Here is a 20,753-nt window from a genome sequence, read left to right as displayed (position 1 = left end):
GCGGTAAGTGATGGGAAGGGGCCAGCGCTTTAAAAGGTGCTGGCCCTTTAAGCTATCGCAGATTTTGGTAGGTTGGCGCAGAGCGCAGCGAAGCCCAACAATCTTGGCAACTCACGCATGCAGAACGTTGGGCGCGGAACTCGGCGGCAAACTCGGCCACACTGGCGTATTGCTTGCCAGGGCCACTGTTAATACCTTCCATCACCAAGTCATCGATGCGCTGCTCTTCCTCATTCCGGGGGCCGTAGCTTTCCGGAATTTCGGGCAAGGGCATCAGCTCAGCAGGGTCGAGCGATTTGAGATTGAGAGCAGGCATGGGCGGAATCGTAACGCCCACTGATCAGCGATGCGACCCGTGAAGATGAAAGGCACCGGCTGTTTTGATCAACCGCCCAGTGCCACAAAGAAATCCTGAAATCGTTCCGAGAGGCACTCGTCCGGCACGAGTTGTCCGTGGGACGTGTACACATGCTTCGCTGTTTCGAACTCAAGAATCTCAGCGAAATAGTCTCCGCTGTCCCAACACGTGATTCGAGCAACGGCAGTAGGCGTATCCAGATCAAGCCGGGCGGCCCGGTTATCTGTCTCCGCGCAGAAGGTCACGTACATTTCTGCAGCGGGCATCTGCTCCGCCGCCCTCGTATAGACCCATTCAAGAAATAAGGTAAGCATCTCGGTTCACATGGCGCTTATGGGTGGGCAACGCATTAGGAAGCTGCGTCTTGCAATTCATCGCCCAGCAGAAGTATCTGCGCTTTCCATTGCAGATAACCCTCTTCGCTTTCTTGCCACAATTCATTCAATTCGCTGCCATCTGCAAGCACCCGATCCAGGCCTTGCAATGCCAGCCGCCGCAAATCTTCCAGATAGAAAAACTTCGGTTCCGAGAGCCAAACCATTAATGCCTCTGGCGCGTCGTCTGCCGTATTTCCCAACAGCATGGAGGCGGCCTTGGCGGCGCAGATGACGCGGCTCCCTTCGGGCGCTTCCAGATAGGGGGCAAAGGCCAATGACAGTGTTGTTTCAAGAAAACCGGCCTCTGCGCCGCTTAATTCGCTTAGCCAATCCTCGGCGTCGTCATTATCGAAGATGCCGGTATTCCATACGCTCATTGATTGTTGATCCTTGCACTGCGCTCCTGAACGAGCGATCCCGGTACGGCGTTGCACCGCATCCATGCGTCGTAATTTACCGCAACTTCAGCGCCGTCAACCTGCTGCAGCGGGCCATGCTGCAGAAGGAGCGGCACGATACCAGACTCGGCCCGTGCCCTGCGCATGGAATCCCTCCCCCAAAGGTTGAATCCCCAGCCCCTGACCGCATATGCTGCCAGTTCAGTCCTAAGAGGTTTCCCGCATGTCCGTCCCACACCTGACCACGGCTTTGTCCGGCCCGTTGCTTGAACTGGAACAGAAGATCCTCACGGCGCAGGCCGAGATCGAGCATTGGTTCCGCAATCAGTGGCAAGAACATGCGCCGCCTTTCTATGGCTCGGTTGATTTGCGCAATGCGGGTTACAAGCTCGCGCCGGTGGATATGAACCTGTTCCCGGGCGGGTTCAACAATCTGAATCCGGACTTTTTGCCCTTGTGTGTGCAGGCGGCGATGACGGCGGTGGAGAGCTTCTGTCCGGACGCGCGCCGCCTGTTGCTGATCCCGGAAAACCACACGCGTAACCAGTTCTATCTGCAGAACGTGGCGGCGCTGGCCAAGATCCTGCGCCATGCAGGCGTGAAGGTGCGGCTAGGCTCGCTCAACCCGGACATCACCGAGCCAACGGATTTCGAACTCGCCAATGGCGCAAAGCTGACACTGGAACCGCTGGTACGCAACGGCCGCCGCATCGGGCTGAAGGATTTCGATCCGTGCGTGGTGCTACTGAACAACGATCTGTCGGCCGGCGTGCCGGAGATTCTGAAAGGCATTGAGCAAACCTTGCTGCCGCCGCTGCATGCCGGCTGGTATATGCGCCGCAAGACCAAGCATTTCGCCGCTTACGACAAAGTGGTGGCCGAATTCGCCAAGCTGATCGGTATCGATCCGTGGGTGATCAATCCCTACTTCAGCGCGGTGGGCGGACTGGATTTCCATGAGCGCGCCGGGGAAGAAAAACTCGCCGCCGCCGTGGACGACATGCTGGCGAAGATTCGCGTCAAATACGCCGAGCACGGCATCGAGCAGACGCCGTTCGTGATCGTGAAGGCCGATGCCGGCACCTATGGCATGGGCATCATGAGCGTGAAATCCGGCGCGGAGCTGGTCGGGCTGAATCGCAAGCAGCGCAACAAGATGTCGGTGGTGAAGGAAGGGCTGGAAGTGCACGACGTGATCGTGCAGGAAGGCGTGCCGACGTTCGAGAGCATCGATGGCGCGATTGCCGAGCCGGTGGTGTACATGATGGATCACTTCGTGGTCGGCGGTTTCTACCGCGTGCACACCGAGCGCGGCCCGGATGAGAACCTGAATGCGCCGGGCATGCACTTCGTGCCGCTGGCGTTTGCCACGCCGGCCAATACCCCCGACTGTGATGACTCGCCGGATTGCGATGCGAACCGCTTCTACGCCTATGGCGTGATTGCCCGGCTGGCGTTGCTGGCGGCTTCTTATGAACTGGAAGCGACGCAGCCGGAAATGGCGATGGCGTTGGCGGTGTAGATACGCCGCACTTTTTACTCCCCTCTCACACTTGTGGGAGAGGGGCAGGGGGAGAGGGTGGTGCAACATGCAGCGCCCTTTTCAAGCCCCCTCTCCCTAACCCTCTCCCACTGTCCCTGAACAAGGCAAAGCCTTGCACGGGATGTGAGAGGGGACTAACACCCGAACCCCGGACCCCCGCTCAAGATGAAACTCCTCGTCATCGCCGACCCGCTCTCCAAGTTCAAGATCTACAAGGATTCCACCTACGCCATGCTGGTCGAGGCTGACCGGCGTGGCTACGTCATCCACACCTGCTCAGCCGATACGCTGCGGGTGAAAAACGGCGTGGTCGAAGCGCAAGCGCAGGCTTTTGCGTTTACCAGCCAGCAGGAGTACGGCGTGTGGTTCGAATCCGGCGCGACTGAAACGCTCGCGCTCAAGGATTTCGATGCGGTGATCATGCGCAAAGACCCGCCGTTCGATCAGCAGTATCTCTACAACACGCATTTGCTGAGTCTGGCGGAGGCGCAAGGCGCAAAGGTGTTCAACCCCGGCCGTTGCCTGCGCGAGTACAACGAGAAACTCGCCATTCTCAAGCATCCGGAATTCATCGCCCCGACGCTGGTCACGCAGCTGGAGGCCGACATCCGCGTCTTCCTCGCCGAACATGGCGACATCATTCTCAAGCCGCTGGATGGCATGGGCGGCATGGGCATCTTCCGCGTGCGTTCGGACGATCCGAACGTCGGCAGCATCATCGAAACGCTCACCGCCAACGAAACACAAACCATCATGGCGCAGCGTTATCTGCCAGCGATCAAGGACGGCGACAAACGCATCCTGCTGATCGATGGCAAGCCGGTGGATTGGTGCTTGGCGCGGATTCCGAAGGCAGGCGAAACACGCGGCAATCTGGCGGCGGGTGGCACCGGCGTGGCACGGCCGCTCACCGATACCGACCGCAAGATCGCCGAGGCACTCGGCCCGAAACTGGCGGCGGAAGGTTTGCTGCTGGTGGGGCTGGATGTGATTGGCGACAAGGTGACCGAGATCAACGTCACCAGCCCGACCTGCTTCCGCGAGATCACTGCGCAATCGGGGATCGATGTAGCGGCGCTGTTTATCGACGCGCTGGAGCGTCGGGTTGCGGCTTAGCTTCACCGCGCTTGCCTTGCTCGGCCTGCTACTCGCCGGCTGCAGCAAAGACCCGCTCTACCAGCGCCAAGGCAAGGCGTTCGAGCGTCCGGTCACGATTTCGATCTGGGGGCTGCCGGACGATCAGGCCGAACGACACACCGATGCCGTCCTGGCCGATCTGCAACGCATCTCCACCAAGCTGCATGCTTGGCATCCTTCATCGGTCACCCAGCTGAATGAAGCATTCGAGCGCGGCGAGGCCATCCCGGTCGATGAAGAGTTGCTGGGTTTGCTCAAGCAATCCATCGATTATGAACAGCGCTCGGATGGCTTGTTTGAACCGGGCATCGGCCGGCTCGTGGCGGCATGGGGCTTTCATCAGGACACGCCGGTCACGAAATTGCCGGATGCCGTCACGGTGGCGGCCCTGTTGTCCACTCACCCCACACTGGCTGACCTGCACTTTGATGGCTCAGAGGTCTCCAGCAGCAATCCCGCGCTCGCGCTGGATCTGGATGCCGTCGCCACCGGCTGGGCGCTCGACCGAAGCGCGGCGTACCTGCGCAAGCATCGCGTCTTCAACGCCTTGATCACGGTGGGCGACAATGCCATCGCACTAGGCCGCAACGGCAGCGTGCAGTGGAAAGTGTCGATCCGCCATCCGCGCAAGGCGACGGAGATGGCCACGGTGCTGCTGCAAAGTGGCGAAGCTGTGGCGCTGGCGGGCGATTTCCAGCGTTATTTCATGGTCGGCAACAAGCGCTATTCCCGGCTGATCGACCCGCATAGCGGTGCACCGGCGCAGACCATGCAGGCGGCACTGGTGATCACACCGCCGACACTGGAAGCGGCAGCGATTGCCGCAGCGGCAACGCAGCCCGTATTCATCGGCGGCATCGATAACGCTTTAGGCTACGCGCGTCGGTTTGGCGCTGGCGAGGTGCTGCTGATTGCCAACGATGGCGACGCCTACAGCACGCCAGGACTGCAGGCGCGGCTGAAGTGGCTGGCTGCGCCGACGCATCTTTATCGGCTGCGGTAATGGCGTGGTAGCCCGGACGACTTTGTCGGCCGGGTCTTTTACAGGCACCTCTGCCGGCTAAGCTGTCCGGGCTGCGCATGCCGCCAACCTTGTAGGAGCGAGCTTGCTCGCGATGGCAATGGTTCGTTTACCGTCGCTATCGCGAGCAAGCTCGCTCCTACAACAGCGCGCTCACTCCCGATTTCCCACGCAGTGCAACACGCCATTGTTGGCTGCCATTGTGAGCGCTGCCCGGCGGGTTACGCCTGTAGCTGAGCGAAGCAAGCTTCGCACGCGAGGGCTAACCCGCCCTACAGCTTGATCTGATCTAGCACGCTGCGTCTGCCTCCCACCCCAAAAACTTTCATTCAAAGACATAAATTAATATAAATTTTTGTATGTATGTCTTTCAAAAATAAATACAATTTCTTTCGCATCACACATCAAAGGCTGAGGCCGTGACGGTGCATCGTGATGCATTCGTTTCCTTCTTCATGGAGCAATACCGCGATGAAAGTGACAAGCAAGTTGTTCGATATGTCCGCACTGCTGCTCGCACTGGGCGTCTTTGGGGCGTCTGCCTTGGCCAATGCCGCCTGCGAGCAGGTGCTGGATCAATACAAGGAAGCAGCCAAGAACTACGGCGATGCAGCCGTCAGCGCTGCGACCTGCTCGACGGTGGATGGCAAAACCAAACTCTCCATCGTGTACGGCATCGGCAACCGTACCCTATTCACTGCCGTCAGGAATGGAGGGCTCAACGGTAGTGAGCTTCGTCGGCTATGTACTGCCGATGGCAGTACATACAGCTCAGAAATATTGAGCGACGCCAGCGGTGATTACAAAATCAAGCTCATGTGTGACATGACGAGCTGACCCTCTGGAATCCCCCGGCCGCTCCCTCCCTCTTCGGCGGCCGGTTTTCCTTTCCAGCGATTTCCTCAAGACCGACATCAATTCGACAGCCGGTAGCACAACCGGCTGAATCCAAGCCACGCCTGCAACACAAGCCATCCTTCTGCCCTGTTTCAGCCCAAATGAATTCGAACCGGTTTGATTTTGGTGCAACGCGAGGTTGTAAATCATTCAGTTGCAGCACTATGCTCAATCCGTTTCGCAATCAAACCGGTTTGGATTAAACAAAACTGAACCAGGCCAAGCGCGAAACAGCTGCATTTCGGGATCGCAACACCCCCACAGCAATGCGCGCCGTCAATGCAACGGATGCGCACCGGAATGAAGCCTGGAGTTGATGACGAGCACGCTGCCGCTCGCTTTTGCCGCGGGCGGCAGCCGTGATGTGCGCCTTATATCGAAAGGAAAAAAGCCTATGTATTTCCGCCTCAGGCCGCTTGCGGCCGGTATGGCCGCAGCCGCGGCATGCTACGCGTTGACGGCCGCCGCCGGGACCATTCCGGCCGCCCACGTCTACCACAATCACATGCCGAATTTCTGGCCGTTCTACGGGGTGGATGTCAACGCCACGTATAACGCGACCGCAATCGGCGCGCCGATCCGCTACACCTACGACGGTCAGGTCATCAACCTGAAAACCAGCCCGCCAACGGGTTACACCTATTACCTGCCGTCGGTATTGGGCGGGGCAATCATGCCGCACGATGATCTGGTGTCGTATTACAGCGCCAATGCCAAAACCGGCGCTTATCAGTATTGGCCGCAGCAAGTAGCCGGCGAAGTACAGACTTTTGCGGGCGGCAATGGCCAGATCCACGTGACGATGTCCGGCGCGGTCGTCAATGACGTCAACAGTCTGGAAAACCTGCAGAACGTGCCGGGTTATACCAACCCGAGTTGGGGCGCATCGTGGATCAGCGCCTACAACGGGCTGAAGACCAATAACGGCAACCGCACGCTGGATGTCATCCACTTCACCGGCCACCATTCGATGGGGCCTTTGGTGGGGCCGGATTACTTCCTCAAGGACTTGATCTACCAGAACGCCACGCTGGCGCAGTCGTATTTCCTCGGCAGCAATTTCACGGCATCGCATGGGTTCTTCCCCACTGAGCTGGGGTTTTCTGAGCGGCTGATTCCCACGCTCTCCAAACTCGGCGTGCAGTGGTCGGTAATGGGCAACAACCATTTCTCGCGCACGCTGAAAGACTATCCGTACAGCACCTACGACCCGACCGGCGATACGTTGATTTCACCGCCGAACCGGGCCGATCTGCAGAACACCTCCAACGTCGGTGCGTGGGTCGCCAACGGCATGGCCCACGAGCAACAGAACATCATCAACAAATTCCCGTTCGCCTCGACACCACACTGGGTTCGTCATGTCGACCCGGCCACGGGGGAAGTCACGCAAGTCGCCGGTATTCCGGTCAGCCAGAACGGCTCGTGGCAGGAAGGGTGGGATGGCTCGGCGACGGCCGATGAATACGTACCGTACGCCAGCCAGGAAGCGCGCCAGTTCTACGTGATCGCGCACGATGGCGATAACTCCGGCGGTCGCTCGGGTTCGCTCGATACCTGGCAAGCGGGCTACAACACCACCTGCGCCGGCAACGGTTACTGTCTCGGCATCGATGAATACCTGAAGAAATTCCCGATTCCCGCGACCGACATCCAGCACGTGCAGGATGGCTCGTGGGTAGATACGCGCGATTCGTCGTCCGACCCGACCTGGTATCACTGGCACTTGCCGTTCATGATCTGGGCTGGCCAGTTCTCCGCCTTCAACACCGCCACCGGCATGAATCTGGCACCGAAGAAGAACCTCAAGGGGGTCGCCGAAGGTGCAACCGTCTCGTTCGAATACGGCTGGCATTACCTGGAGCGCAACTTCGCGCTGCTACAGGCAGCGATGTATTACGCCAAGGCATCCGAGCAAATCTGGCTCGACGGCCACCCCAGCTATTGGTCACCAACGACGGCGCTGGACAAGCAGGTGACCTACGCCGGTAACCAGCTCAATCCGTGGATGATCTCCTACCCGGTGAAGGGCGATGCTGCCAACGACTACAAGAGCGGCGCGAATCCGGCCGAACTGGCGTGGTATTTCCTGCTGCCGGCGATGGATTCGGGCTTCGGCTATTACGACGAGAACAAGGATGACGACGTCAAACCGACGCTGGCGTTCAACAACTCGCTGGCATTCTCCAAACCGTATGTGAATGCCAATCTGGCCAAGGTCAAAACCGGCCCGTCGGTATGGTGGCCGCAGCGCTATCCGTACAACCCCGGTTCGGTGAACGGCTCCAAGGCCGAGGGCTGGACGGTTCAGCACTACAACAGCAATTTCGCGATCTACACCTACGCCTTCGATGCCTTGGGTATCTCCAGCATGCAGGTGAAGATCCGCCCGCATACGTCGAATACCCTCGATGCGGCGGACGACACCTGGAAGGTCTACGACCCGGCAGCGATGGCCGGCAAGACGGGCCTGAGCATCAACCCGGCCAATGTCGGCGCATGGAAGTCGTACCCGATGACCATGCGTGACCTGAAGCCAGTGATGAATGGCGTGGACTGGAACGCCAATGTGAAGGCGACCATGCAGGTGCTGCCGGCGCAGGAGATCGGCAATCTGTACTACAGCTATATCTCCGACTACCGCAACCAGCTGGTCGACTATTACATCGAGGCCACCGATGCCGGCGGCAACGTCACCAGGACGGATATCCAGCAGGTCTTTGTCGGCGCGGGCACGTATTCCACGTCCACCACCGGTTCGGGCTATGTCGAGGACGTGAACGGCACGGTGCAGGGCATCAACCCCTTCCTGGTCATCGATACGACCGTGCCGACCGTACCGGGTACACCTGTTGTCTCAGCCACGACCACGAACACAGTGAGCCTCTCTTGGACTGCTTCGACCGACAACGTCGGCGTCACCGGCTACAAGGTCTTCCGCGACAGTACGCAAATCGGCACCAGCAGCACCAATAGTTACACCGACACGGGTCTGACCGCTTCGACCATCTACAGCTACACCGTGGAGGCATACGACGCGGCCAACAATACGTCGGCAGCGAGCGGTGCGGTGTCGGCCACCACGCAAGCGCCGGATACCACGCCACCGAGCGTGCCGACCGGCGTCACCGTGGGCACCGTCACCAGCAGCAGCGTGGTCTTGAGCTGGACAGCATCGACCGATAACGTCGGCGTCACCGGCTACAAGATTCTGCGCAACGGCACGCAGATCGGCACCAGCACAGGCACGAGCTATACCGATGCCACGGCCGTCGCCGGCACCACTTACAGCTATTCGGTGCAGGCGTATGACGCAGCCAGCAATACCTCGGCGGCCAGTGCTGCAGTTTCGGCCACCACCTTGGCCGGCAACTCGGCGACGGTGTATTACCAGCCGGCATCGAGCTGGACCACGGTCAACATCCACTACGGTATCAACGGCACGTGGACCACCTCGCCGGGTGTGGCGATGACGCTGGCTTGCACCGGTTGGTACAGCAAGACCATCAACCTGGGCAGCTACAGCACCTTCCAGGTCGATTTCAACAACGGTTCGACCTGGGATAACAACAGCGGCATCAACTACCAGCTGAGCACGGGCGTGTGGACGGTATCCGGCGGCAAGACCGGCACCACCAACCCTTGCGTGGCAGATACCACGCCACCGAGCGTGCCGACCGGCCTCACCGCTGGCACCATCAAGGCCACCAGCGTGGCGCTGACCTGGACGGCATCAACCGATAACGTGGCCGTCACCGGCTACAAGATTCTGCGCAACGGGACGCAAATCGGCACCAGCACCACCGCCAGCTACTCCGACACCACGGCAGCCGCCAGCACCACTTACAGCTACACGGTGCAGGCATATGACGCGGCCGGGAATGTCTCAGCGGCCAGCACAGCGCTGTCAGTCACCACGCCGGCGGCGGCGACCTGCACCACGATCAATGTCACCTTCACCATCGCCAACGCCAATACCGTCACCGGCCAGAACCTCTACGTGGTCGGCAATCAGACGGCCTTGGGCAGCTGGACGCCCGCCAGCGGCTTTGCGCTGACGATCCAGGGCAGTGGCGCAAATGTGCCGTGGACAGGCACTGTCGCGCTGCCGATCGGTACGGCGATCCAGTACAAGTACGTGAAATGGAACGGCACCACCGCCGTGTGGGAGAGCAATCAGTCGACCACCAGCGGCAATCGGGAAGCCACCACTTCATCGACTTGCGGCACCACGCAGTCGTTGAGCGACGGGAATTTCTAACCGCGACATACGGTGCGGTATGGATAAAAGATAAGAAAGCTATTAAGTAGTAGCGAAGTAGCCAACTGGGGCGGCCCGTCATGCGGGCCGCTTTTTTATTTCCGCCACGCCATGCATTCCTAAGCCCCCACTTAAAAACAGCCCCGCTTGCCGATTGCATCTGGCGGTGGAACCGAGGCTTGGCGATCATGTCGATACCGGTCCGCCAGCGCTGATACGCAACGAGTGTGGTGGATCAGCATCACCTGATATCGCTTGTCATGACACGGCTGACTGGCCGCAAGCGCCCCCCTTACTGGCAGCCGGTTGTAATTGCACGTCAAGCGGGGATCGTCACGCTGGGAAGCATCCCCGGATTCCGGTATAAATTCAGGAATCCATGATATTTATCCGTCATCGCCATCCGTCTGCGGAGGGGGTGGCGCTCAAAGGAAACCCTTTCGCATGGTCGGCATCATCATCGTCACCCATGTCTCGCTCGGCGATGCGCTCATGTCCTGTGCCCAGCACATCATGGGCCGTCCCCTGCCCAACCTGATGCAGCTTGCCGTCAGCAAGGCAGATGACCCGGACAAAGTGGTCGAACGCGCACGACAAATGGTCGCGACGCTCGATAGCGACGGCAGCGGTGTGCTACTGCTCACGGACATCTATGGCGGCACGCCATCGAACGTCGCCAACCGGTTGATCGAACCGGGCCGCATCGAAGCGGTGGCGGGCGTCAATTTGCCCATGCTGGTACGCGCGCTCACCTATTGCCATCAACCGCTCGAAACCGTCGTCAGCAAGGCGATCACCGGTGGGCTGGAAGGCGTGCTCTACATGTTGCCGCCATCAAGCAGCTAAGCAGCAAACGGCCCCAAAGTACCTAAGATTAAGCATTTACGGATTACCAGTATGCCCAGCCAAGAAGTCGAAATCGTCAACAAACTGGGCCTGCATGCGCGGGCCTCGAGCAAATTCACCCAATTGGCCAGCCAGTTCCAATGTGAAGTGTGGGTGAGCCGTAACCAGAAGCGCGTCAACGCCAAATCGATCATGGGCGTCATGATGCTGGCCGCCGGCAAAGGCAGCATGATCACCATCGAAACCAGCAATGGCCCGGACGACGCGCAAGCGCTGGACGCGCTCAAGGCGCTGGTTGCCGACAAGTTTGGTGAAGGCGAATAAATACAAAAATAAAATAGAACATACGCAGCCGGTCGCATGCAGTCGCCGGCACGCCCGACCATATAAAAAAAAGGCCGTATCAGCGGTCGACGAGGAAGGCATATGAGTATTTCACTGCACGGGATCGGGATCGGCGGCGGCATCGCCATTGGCCGCGCACACCTCGTCTCCCAAGCCGACATCGAGGTCGAGCACTACATGCTGCACGATGCGGACGTGCCGGCCGAACAGGCCCGCTACGACGCCGCCGTGCGCCACGCCCGGCAAGAGCTGGAACAGCTCTGGGGCAGCATTCCCGAAAACGCGCCGACCGAACTGGGCGCGTTCCTCAGCCTGCATATCATGCTGCTGAACGATCACACCTTATCCAAAGAACCTCGCGACCTGATTGCGCACGAGCGCTGCAACGCTGAATGGGCGCTACGCCAGCAGCTTGATGTGCTGCTCGCGCAATTTGACGAGATCGAAGAAGAATACCTGCGCGAACGCCGCAATGACGTGATCCAGGTGGCAGAGCGGATTTTCAAATCACTGGCCGGCCACGATGCGCTGTCGCCCTTGCCGGTGCCCAACGCCGGCGACGGCATCCTGGTCGCGCACGACCTGTCGCCCGCCGACATGGTGCTGTTCAAGGACAGCCAATACGTCGCCTTCATCACCGACGTCGGCGGCCCGACCTCCCACACCGCCATTCTCGCCCGCAGTCTCGATTTGCCGTCGGTGCTGGCCTTGCGCCACGCGCGCTCGATGATCCAGGACAACGAGCTGATCATCGTCGACGGCGTCAACGGCGTCGTCATCGTCGATCCGGATGAAACCATCCTCGCCGAATACCGCGCCCGGCAAACCCTGTGGGCCGAGAAACAGTCCGCATTGCAGGGCATCCTGAAGAAAAAAGCGGTGACGCGTGACGGCATCGAGATCGAACTCTTCGCCAATATCGAACTGCCCGACGACAGCGTGCAGGCGCTCGGCAACGGCGCGGCCGGCATCGGCCTGTTCCGCTCTGAATTCCTGTTCCTGCGCGAAGACGACCTGCCGACCGAGGACGAACAGTACGAAGCCTACAAGCAAGTGGCGGAGGCGATGGGCAAGAAACCCATCATCATCCGCACCATTGACCTGGGCAAAGACAAGATTCCGAAATGGCAGGAAGAGGTAGACACCCCCAACCCTGCACTGGGCCTGACCGGCATCCGGCTGTGCCTGGCGGAACCACAGATGTTCCGCACCCAATTGCGGGCGCTGCTGCGCGCCTCGGCACACGGCAAGATCAAGCTGCTGATTCCCATGCTGTCGCACGTCGGGGAAGTGAAGCAGATTCGCAAGCATCTGAACGAAGTCGTGGCGCAGCTGAAAGAAGAAGGCGTCACGATGGACGAGCACATCGAACTGGGCGGCATGATCGAAGTGCCGGCCGCCGCCGTCAGCGTAGCCTCGTTCCTGAATCATCTGGAATTCATCTCGATCGGCACCAATGACTTGATCCAGTACACGCTGGCGGTCGATCGCAATGACGATAGCGTCTCGCACTTGTACGACCCGCTGCACCCGGCAGTGATCTCGCTGCTGGCGCACATCATCGAAACCGCCAATCACATGGAAAAACCGGTATCGATGTGCGGCGAAATGGCTGGCGACCCGAACCTGACCCGCCTGTTGCTGGGCTTGGGCCTGCGCCGTTTCTCGATGTTGCCGGCGCAGCTGCTCAAGGTGAAGCAGCAGGTGCTCTCGACCGACCTGGGCAAGATTCGCCCGACCATCGATGCCATGCGCGCCAGCGGCGATGCGGAAGAACTGCGCAATCTGCTGGTGAAGCTGAACAGCTGACCAGCTGACATGATCCGGGCTTGGCCGCGCCCCGATGGCGCCATGCGCACGGTCAAGCCCGACCCTGCTACCGATCGTCTCCTCCCGCCGGCCCCCAATCGGGGAATCGCCGCACTGTTGTAGCCTTACAGATTTACCTACAATGGCAGAGCCAAGAAACTCTGCCCATGAATCCAGCCATCGCGCACCCGTTCGCTGAAATCGACCGCCTTCTCAACGAGGCGAAGGACAGTTACGCGCCGCGCTGCGAGCTGACCCTGGAGCTTGCGCAAAAAGCCGCCATACTGGCGACAGCCGCAAATTACACGGCAGGCGAAGCGCAAGCGCTGCTCTGGTGGGGCAAATCGGCCCTCGTCCTCTCTGGCGCCAGCAAGGCAAGGCCGCTCTTCATCAAAGGGCTGCGCCTCGCAGAAGAAGCAAACCACCCGCATCTCGCTGCGCAACTCCTGCTCGCCCTTGGCCAATGCAGCGCCGCGAACGGAGACTCCGGTAAGGCTGTAGCTTACTGGATCAAATGCCTCGACCTCGCCGTCGACATCGGCGCGGTCGATTGCTACATCGAAGCCTGTCTTGGGATGGGCAACCTGCACGTCGCCCAGGATGACCGGCAGCAATCGTTCTACTACAACGCACTCGCCCACGAATTCGCCGAACTCCACGACGATGTCGACCTGCGCGCCAAATCCTCGCTGCACCTTGCGGCCGACCTGATCCAGCTCAAGCGTTTCGATATTGCCAAAGCCATCCTGATGCAGGCCGAGCAATACCTGATCCTGCCGCTACGCCGTGATTGGCTGGCGGAAATCTGTAACTACCTCGGCTTGATCTACAGCGAGGCAGGCGAATTCGTGCTGGCCCGCCATTACTTCGACCGCGCCTACGAAATCAATCTGGAGCCGGGCTTCCTGTGGGGTCGGACGGTGACCCTGCTTGGCCTGGGGCGGATGACCCTCAAAGCCGGCAACGACATCGAGGCGGAGAAATTTCTGCAGCAAGCGCTCGAAGTGGTCTCCCGCTTCGGTGCGGCCAACCTGACGATGCAGATCCACGAGGAACTCTCCAGCCTGTATGAGGCACGCGGCGACCATGCCCGCGCACTCATGCATTACATCGGCTACCACGATCACTACCTGTTGATCGCCAACGAAGGGGCGGCCGGACGGGCATCCTCGCGCTCGGCCCGCCGGCTGGCCAATGTCGAGATCAAGCTGCGGCTGATGTCCTCCGAGCTGGAAGTGATTCGCCTGCGGCAACAGCGCGATGTACACAGCCAGCAGATGAAGAAACTGGAAACCGCGGCCTACCGCGATGCCTTGACCGGCATCTACAACCGCCGCGCCCTCGACGAGCGGCTGCCGGCCATGGTGCAACAAGCCCATGCCACCGGCCAGCCGCTGTCCATGCTGGTGATCGATTTCGACCACTTCAAACGCATCAACGACGGGTTTTCGCATCTGATCGGCGACCGCGTACTGCAAACCGGCGCGGGCTTGTTGCTGGACGGCATTCGGGATGGCGACCTGCTGGCGCGGTACGGTGGCGAAGAGTTCGCCTTGGTGCTGCCCGGCACACCGGCCGCCATCGCCATGCAGGTGGCCGAACGCATCCGCCATCGCATCGCCGATTACGACTGGCCGCAGCACATCGCACCCGGCCTCAAGGTCACCGTGAGCATCGGCTGTGCGCCGCTCCGCCCCGGTGATGCCGGCGAGCAGCTCATCGGCCACGCTGACGAGGCGCTTTACGTCGCCAAACGCAGCGGGCGCAATCGCGTGCGCGAAGCGCTGATCGTGTGAGGCACCGATGAGCCCAGTCACCCCCAAAGTCCTTGAAAATGCGCTCTATGAGCTGCAAATCGCGATCACGCAAGGCATCGACCGCCCCAACTGGCTCAGCCGCGCCGAAACACTGCTGCAAAATGCCAAGGGGCTGGGCGACACACCGCTGATCGCCCGAGCGCACAAGGAACACGCCCGCGCCCTGTCGCACTTGGGCCAATCCCGTGCGGCCATCACCACCCTGCGAGATGCGGTCCGGCTGATCGAGCGCGAAAAACACCCGGCCCTGCTCACCTGGTCACTCAATGAACTGGGCGAGCTGTACTACTTTGCCGCCGATTACCACGCTGCGCTGGATACCTGGATCAAATGCCTGGAAACCGCCAGCGAACGTGGCGACATGCTGTACTGCGCCCATGCCTATATGGGCATCGGCAAGGTCTACTTCGCCTTTGACGACTTCATCAACGCACTGCATTTCCATCGCATTGCCGAGCAGATCGTTCTGCCGCTCGGCGAAGACCGGCTGGCCTGCGCGATCCAGATCAACCTCGCCGCCGATGCCTACCGCTTGCACGACCACGGCACCGCGCTCACCGCACTGGACGCCGCCACCGGCCTGATGGAACGGGGTGTGCAGCACTCGGGCTGGGCGGCCGAAGTCACCAGCTATTACGGCCTGATCCATTTCGAACAACGCGAATTCGAAAGCGCCGAGCGTTATCTGAACGACGCGTATCGCATCTACCGCGATGCCAAGAACGCCTGGGGCGAAAGCCATGTGCTGCTCAACCTGGGCCGTACCTACCAGAAACTCGGCCAACCCAAGGCGGCGCTGGAATGCCTGCAGACCGCCAACCGGGTCAGCGACGAAGCCAATCTGCCCAATTTCGTCCTGCAAACCGAAGAATTGCTCTCACAGCTGTATCTCGACGTCGGCGAATTCAAGCTTGCACTGGAACACCACAAGCGCCTGCACGCCGCCGTGCGCGAACGCAATCGCAAGCAGGGCGGCGGCCTGCGGCTGGCCAAGACCACCACGCAACAACTCAAGCAACTTGATCTGCGCCTGCACCTGGAACGGGTCCGCATGCGGCAGGCGACCCTGCTTCCCCGCTGATCCATCCGCCCAATCACCCCCCATCGATGACCAGAACCACCCTCCCGCTCGACCCGAAGCTGGCCGATTACTGGCAGCACGTTTCCCGCGAACCGGCCGCGCTGGCGCAACTACGCGCCGCCACCGCTCAGCACCGGCTGGCCAAGATGCAGCTCGCCCCCGAACAAGGCACGCTGTTGATGTTCCTGCTGCGACTGATCGGCGCGAAACGCTACCTCGAGGTCGGCACCTTTACCGGCTACAGCGCGCTCGCCGCCGCCTTGGCCATGGGCGAACAAGGCCGGGTGACCGCCTGTGACATTAGTGATGAATTCGCACGACTTGCCCGTGAACACTGGCAAGTCGCTGGTGTGTCTGGACGGATCGAACTGATCCTGCAACCGGCATTGCGGACGCTGACCACGCTGCTGGAGCAAGGCGCGGCAGGAACCTATGACTGCGTGTTCATCGACGCCGACAAACCCGCCTACCCCGACTACTACGAAGCCGCCCTGCAACTGATACGCCCCGGCGGGCTGATCCTGCTGGACAACATGCTGCTGAGCGGCCGTGTGGCAACGCCATCGGATGGAGAACCACCGGGAGTCGGCGTCATCCGTAGCCTGAACGACCGGCTACGCGACGATGAGCGGGTCGAGCACTGCCTGGTGCCACTTGGGGATGGGCTGACGGTGCTGAGCAAGCGTTAGCGCTGGCCCTTTGGCGGCACACCCTCGCCTCTCCCTGCTAGCGGAGTCGCGTCACCGTAGGGCGGAACACCCAACGGGCGTTCCGCCGCACTCACGCGGTAAACGGCGGATCGCCCCGCACGGGGTGATCCGCCCTACGGAGCAGGCGTCATCCCCGCCCGGAAGTCTCCTCCCCGCTCACACTTGTGGGAGAGGGGCCGGGGGTGAGGGTGCGGCAACATGCCGCGCTCTTTGGAAGCCCCCTCTCCCACTTTCCCAGAGCAAGGCTAGAAGCCTTGTACGCGAGTGAATGGGGATAAGCACATCCAGAATGCACCAAGGCGGCCATTTGGCCGCCTTGGTGCACTTCACCGATTTCTAGAACTGAGCTTTACACCGGCTCCGCATCCGTCGTCTTGCTCGGGCTGGCAGCGACCGGCGGAGCGACCACCGGCGCGGCGGCAGCCACGGGTTTCGCCGCGACCGGCTGTGTTGGCGCGGCCGGTTTGCTTGCAGCGGATTTGGCGGCAGCCGGTTTGGCAGCAACCGGCTTGGCTGACTTCGCTGCAGCGGCTGGCTTGGCAGCAGGTTTGGCTGCCGGTTTCGCTACGGGCTTAGCTTTGGCCACCACTGGCTTGGCAGCAACCGCTGGTTTAGCTGTCGCGACAACGGGCTTGGCGGCAGTAGCTGGAGCCGGCTTGGCGGCGGCGACAGGTTTAGCGGCAACCGGCTTGGTCACCGCAGCAGGTTTGACTGCTACAGGCTTGGCCGTGGCTTTAACCACTGGGGGCTTAGCCGCTGGTTTTACGGCCGTCGCTTTGGCCGTTGCTGCAGGCTTAGCGGCAACGGATTGAGCTGCGGCCGGCTTGGCTGCTGGTTGGGCGGCTACCGGTTTGGCGGCCGCTTTGACAGGCGCTGGCTTTGCCGCAGCGGTTTTCGTCGCTGGCGGTTTCGCGGTCACGGGTTTCGCAACCGGCTTCACAGCAGCGGGCTGCGCCTTGGCAGCGGCTTTGGCCGGAGCCACCGGGGTTGGTGCCTTCGCCGCCGGCTTCTTGGTCGCGAACGGTTTGGCCGTTGCACCGTTGCCCACCACGTCCGCCGTCGTCCAATCCTCCGGCAATGGCTGCACGGTCGGGTCGAACTCGATGCCCAAGCGCTTGGCATGCTCGCCGCAGAAGAGCAAACCGACGTCGAACCCGATGCGGAACAGCGTGTGCAGGTTCGAATACGACCATTCGAACATCTGCGCCCAACGCTCCGGCGGCAGGTTCTTCGACAGCAGCGGCACCTTCAGCAAGGTGCGCTTGGCGCTGCCATCCGGCTTGCGGTTATGCACCAGCTCGAACAGCTTCAGGTCGTCCTTGGCGATTTCGGTCAGCGGGGTAATGATGGACATCACCCAGGCGTCATAGAGGCTGGTCGGCGCGCGCAGCAGTTGTTCCGCGCCCAGCACATCGAACACGACCAGCGTCTCGATGTCTTTCTCGCACCCGTGGTCGCCGATCAAGGCTTTGAAATTCAGGGTATCGATCGCCGCGCCTTCGATGTAGTTCTGACCATCGATTTCGGTGGGCGGATAGAGGAAGGGGAACGACAAGGCCGCACGGAAGTGCTGCAGATCGACATCGCGGCCATGCCAGAGCGCCATCTCGTGCTTGTCGAGGTTGTAGGCGTTCAGATAGAAATCGCCGGCATCCCGCACCTTGGAAAAGTCGACCACTTCTTCGACGAAAGGCACGTGCGCACACAGGCCAAGACTTTCTGCACCGAGGTCGGATGGCGTGGCGATCGCCCATAGGAATTGCTGCCAATCGCTCCACAGCCGCAAGCCCGGGCTGATCGCATGCAGTTGCTCGACCAGCTGCGCATAGGGCGACGTATTCAACTGCTGGCGAAACAAGTCGGCCAGCACGCCCGGCTTGTTGAAAATCTTGTAGTTGACCGGAAAGGCGTTATAGATCGGGTCGGCTACGCCCATCTGGACGATGTTGGCCAATGCTTCCAGCGGGGATGCCGCTTTCGGGGCGGCATACAGCAGGCCGATCAGCGCACCCGCGCCAGAGGTGGAAATCACATCGAATTCGACGTTCTGCCGGATCATCGCGGCCAGTGCACCCGCCATCAACGGCATGTTTGGCGCGCCGCCACCAATCACCAGCGCGGTCTTGGATTTGCTCATGGTTCATCCTGCCTATTCATTGCGGTGCAGCAAGAATAGACCATGAGATGCGAAACCGTCATGACAACGTAATCAGAAAATCAGCGAGTGAATCAGACCGGCTCAATAGAAGCCCGTCTCGCCTTCCGGGCGGGTCTTGAAGCGGCGGTGCAGCCAGTAATACTGGGCCGGATACTCACGCACCCGCGCTTCGATGAAGGCGTTCATCCGCGTGGTATCCGCTATATCGTCACCACTCGGAAAACTCTCCCAGGCCGGGTAGAGGCGACTGACGAAACCGTCTTTTTCCAGCGTCGTCACCATCGGCACCACCACCGCGCCGGCCAGCTTCGCCAGCTTGCCCAGCGCCGGCACCGTCGCGGTCTGCACACCGAAGAACGGCACGAAAATCGACTCGCGCGGGCCGAGATCCTGATCGGGCAGGTAGTAAAACATCAGCCCTTGCCGTAGCGCCTTGATGACGCCGCGAATGCCGTCGTTGCGACGGATCAGCAAAGGATCGCTAAAGCGGCTGCGCCCCATCAGCAGCAAGGCATCCAGCGCATTCTGGTGCGAAGCCGAATACATGCTGACCCCGCGATGATTGATCGTGTGGCGCACGCCACCGTAATCGAGGCCGATGAAATGCGGCGCAAGCACGATGATGGGCTGATCAGGATGCGCGGCCATGGCGGCGAGGTAATGCTCGTAGCCTTCGCGGCGCACCAGTTTCTCCACCCCCTCTCGGCTGGAAAACCACAGTTTGCCGTAGGACAGCAGGCAGGTGATCAGCAGCTGGTGATGCTCACGCAGCACGGCGCGACGACGGGCTTCGTCCCATTCCGGGAAACACAGCCCCAGATTAACGAGGCCGATACGCCGCCGGCGCTTGAGCAGCGCATACAGCAGCGAACCGATGCCGCCGCCGAGCAAACGCAATACCGGCAGCGGCAACAATGCCAGCAGGCGGAACGGGATAGACAGCAGCTGCGCCTGCCAGCCAAGACTTGGCGTCGGCTCGTGGGAAGACGTACTCATGCAACGTCCTCCGGCAGCGGCGGCGCACCAGCCGGGTGCTTGTAGCGGTTATAACTCCACAGGTATTGCGCCGGCGCTTGTGCGATCAGCGCCTCGAGATTGCGGTTCATCGTGGTGGCATCTGCGACGGCATCACCGGTGAACTCGCCTTGCATCGGTTCAATGTGCAGGCGGTAGCCGCGCCCCCAGGACAAGCGTTCAGCAAAACAAAAAAGCACCGTGGCATCGAACTGTCGCGCCAGTCGGGGCAACAGCGTCATCGTGTACGCGGGCTTGCCGAAGAACGGTGCCCAGATGCCCTCACCGCCACCGGGGGCCTGGTCGGGCAGGATGTAGATGGACTGGCCTTGCTTGAGCGTTTTCAGCAGCATGCGCACGCCCTGTGCATTGGCCGGCGCGGCGCGGCCGTTCTCGCGGTTGCGCGAGGCGAGCATCAGTGGCTCCAGCCATCTGAGCTTCGGTGGCCGGTACAAGGCGGCGAAAATGCGCGGGCTGTGCCAGCCCAGATGAATGCCGCACACTTCGATGCCGCCCAGGTGCGGCGAGACATAAATCACCGGATTGGGCTTGGCCAGCGCAGCTTCGACATGGGCCCAGCCCACGCGCTCGCGCACCAGATCGGCGACGTCCAGCGGGCGGCGTAGCCAGGCCGCTGGCAGCTCCAACGCGCCTTGGCCGTGCGCCGCAATACTTGAGTGCAGCAATTGGGTATAATTACCGCCCTGAACCAGCCCCGATTGCATAAGGTTCGCCCGCAGCCGACGCCGGTAGGTCGGCGATACCGCCCAGACCAGCCAGCCGAGCAAAACACCCGCAGCATGCATCAAGGCAAGCGGCAGGTAGGCAAAAGGTCGGCACAGCGCAACGAGCATGACGGCGGCGAATCGATGACAGGGACTGAATTCTAGCGGCTTTCACCGCCAGCCTGTGTCTGGAACCACCAACAAATACATCCCGCGTCACTTTGAACACGATGGCTCCCGCCAAGGTGCCACCAAG

The 20,753-nt window shown here is 60.9% G+C and carries 17 protein-coding genes; 11 read left to right on the top strand and 6 right to left on the bottom strand.

Features of this window, described 5'->3' with window-relative positions:
* Positions 1–52 precede the first annotated feature (52 nt).
* From BR41_RS09915 to BR41_RS09905, 3 genes are all read right to left on the bottom strand, one after another.
* Positions 53–316 carry a hypothetical protein gene (locus BR41_RS09915; protein WP_035055805.1) on the bottom strand — a complete coding sequence of 88 codons (264 nt, stop codon included), beginning with the start codon at positions 314–316 and terminating at the stop codon, positions 53–55.
* Positions 317–384: 68 nt separating this feature from the next.
* Entirely contained in the window at positions 385–672 is a 288-nt protein-coding gene (locus tag BR41_RS09910; protein WP_035055802.1) for an immunity protein TriTu family protein, read from the bottom strand.
* Between the two features lie 35 nt (positions 673–707).
* Positions 708–1,178, bottom strand: a complete 471-nt coding sequence (locus tag BR41_RS09905) for a DUF4259 domain-containing protein (protein ID WP_156970639.1) — start codon at positions 1,176–1,178, stop codon at positions 708–710.
* A gap of 178 nt (positions 1,179–1,356) precedes the next feature.
* On the opposite strand from BR41_RS09905, the gene gshA reads away from it, so the two are divergent.
* The 11 genes from gshA to BR41_RS09850 all read left to right on the top strand — a co-directional run bounded on the left by gshA (position 1,357) and on the right by BR41_RS09850 (position 16,579).
* Positions 1,357–2,655: a glutamate--cysteine ligase gene (gene gshA, locus BR41_RS09900; protein WP_035055800.1), complete on the top strand. Its 1,299-nt coding sequence runs from the start codon at positions 1,357–1,359 to the stop codon at positions 2,653–2,655.
* A gap of 186 nt (positions 2,656–2,841) precedes the next feature.
* The gene (gene gshB / locus BR41_RS09895; protein ID WP_035055798.1) at positions 2,842–3,792 is read left to right on the top strand and encodes a glutathione synthase; all 951 of its coding nucleotides are present in this window, start codon (positions 2,842–2,844) and stop codon (positions 3,790–3,792) included.
* Complete coding sequence (locus BR41_RS09890; protein ID WP_035055796.1) at positions 3,782–4,816, top strand: FAD:protein FMN transferase; 1,035 nt, start codon at positions 3,782–3,784, stop codon at positions 4,814–4,816. Before gshB ends, BR41_RS09890 begins: the two co-directional genes overlap by 11 nt.
* Before the next feature lie 489 nt (positions 4,817–5,305).
* Entirely contained in the window at positions 5,306–5,671 is a 366-nt protein-coding gene (locus BR41_RS09885; RefSeq protein WP_035055794.1) for a hypothetical protein, read from the top strand.
* A 454-nt stretch (positions 5,672–6,125) separates the two neighbouring features.
* On the top strand, positions 6,126–9,992 hold the full coding sequence (locus BR41_RS09880; RefSeq protein ID WP_035055792.1) for a carbohydrate-binding module family 20 domain-containing protein: 3,867 nt from the start codon (positions 6,126–6,128) through the stop codon (positions 9,990–9,992).
* A 444-nt stretch (positions 9,993–10,436) separates the two neighbouring features.
* Entirely contained in the window at positions 10,437–10,838 is a 402-nt protein-coding gene (locus BR41_RS09875) for a PTS sugar transporter subunit IIA (RefSeq protein ID WP_035055790.1), read from the top strand.
* A gap of 51 nt (positions 10,839–10,889) precedes the next feature.
* Entirely contained in the window at positions 10,890–11,162 is a 273-nt protein-coding gene (locus BR41_RS09870; RefSeq protein WP_035055788.1) for an HPr family phosphocarrier protein, read from the top strand.
* A gap of 102 nt (positions 11,163–11,264) precedes the next feature.
* Entirely contained in the window at positions 11,265–12,992 is a 1,728-nt protein-coding gene (ptsP, locus tag BR41_RS09865) for a phosphoenolpyruvate--protein phosphotransferase (protein ID WP_035055786.1), read from the top strand.
* Positions 12,993–13,159: 167 nt separating this feature from the next.
* Positions 13,160–14,788 carry a tetratricopeptide repeat-containing diguanylate cyclase gene (locus BR41_RS22855; RefSeq protein WP_051710620.1) on the top strand — a complete coding sequence of 543 codons (1,629 nt, stop codon included), beginning with the start codon at positions 13,160–13,162 and terminating at the stop codon, positions 14,786–14,788.
* 7 nt (positions 14,789–14,795) lie between these two features.
* Positions 14,796–15,890, top strand: a complete 1,095-nt coding sequence (locus BR41_RS09855) for a tetratricopeptide repeat protein (RefSeq protein ID WP_035055784.1) — start codon at positions 14,796–14,798, stop codon at positions 15,888–15,890.
* A 26-nt stretch (positions 15,891–15,916) separates the two neighbouring features.
* Positions 15,917–16,579 carry an O-methyltransferase gene (locus tag BR41_RS09850; protein ID WP_035055783.1) on the top strand — a complete coding sequence of 221 codons (663 nt, stop codon included), beginning with the start codon at positions 15,917–15,919 and terminating at the stop codon, positions 16,577–16,579.
* Between the two features lie 370 nt (positions 16,580–16,949).
* On the opposite strand, the gene BR41_RS24870 is transcribed toward BR41_RS09850, so the two are convergent.
* The 3 genes from BR41_RS24870 to BR41_RS09830 form a co-directional block, all read right to left on the bottom strand.
* Complete coding sequence (locus BR41_RS24870) at positions 16,950–18,737, bottom strand: patatin-like phospholipase family protein (RefSeq protein ID WP_211251713.1); 1,788 nt, start codon at positions 18,735–18,737, stop codon at positions 16,950–16,952.
* A 102-nt stretch (positions 18,738–18,839) separates the two neighbouring features.
* Positions 18,840–19,754: an LpxL/LpxP family acyltransferase gene (locus BR41_RS09835; protein ID WP_051710618.1), complete on the bottom strand. Its 915-nt coding sequence runs from the start codon at positions 19,752–19,754 to the stop codon at positions 18,840–18,842.
* On the bottom strand, positions 19,751–20,626 hold the full coding sequence (locus tag BR41_RS09830; RefSeq protein WP_035055781.1) for a lysophospholipid acyltransferase family protein: 876 nt from the start codon (positions 20,624–20,626) through the stop codon (positions 19,751–19,753). The genes BR41_RS09835 and BR41_RS09830 overlap by 4 nt, the downstream gene beginning before the upstream one ends.
* Between the last annotated feature and the right edge of the window lie 127 nt (positions 20,627–20,753).

The organism is Andreprevotia chitinilytica DSM 18519 (genome assembly GCF_000711875.1).
GTDB classification, from domain to species: domain Bacteria; phylum Pseudomonadota; class Gammaproteobacteria; order Burkholderiales; family Chitinibacteraceae; genus Andreprevotia; species Andreprevotia chitinilytica.
Note: the sequence above shows the minus strand (reverse complement) of the source record. Positions and strands in the feature narration are given on the sequence as shown.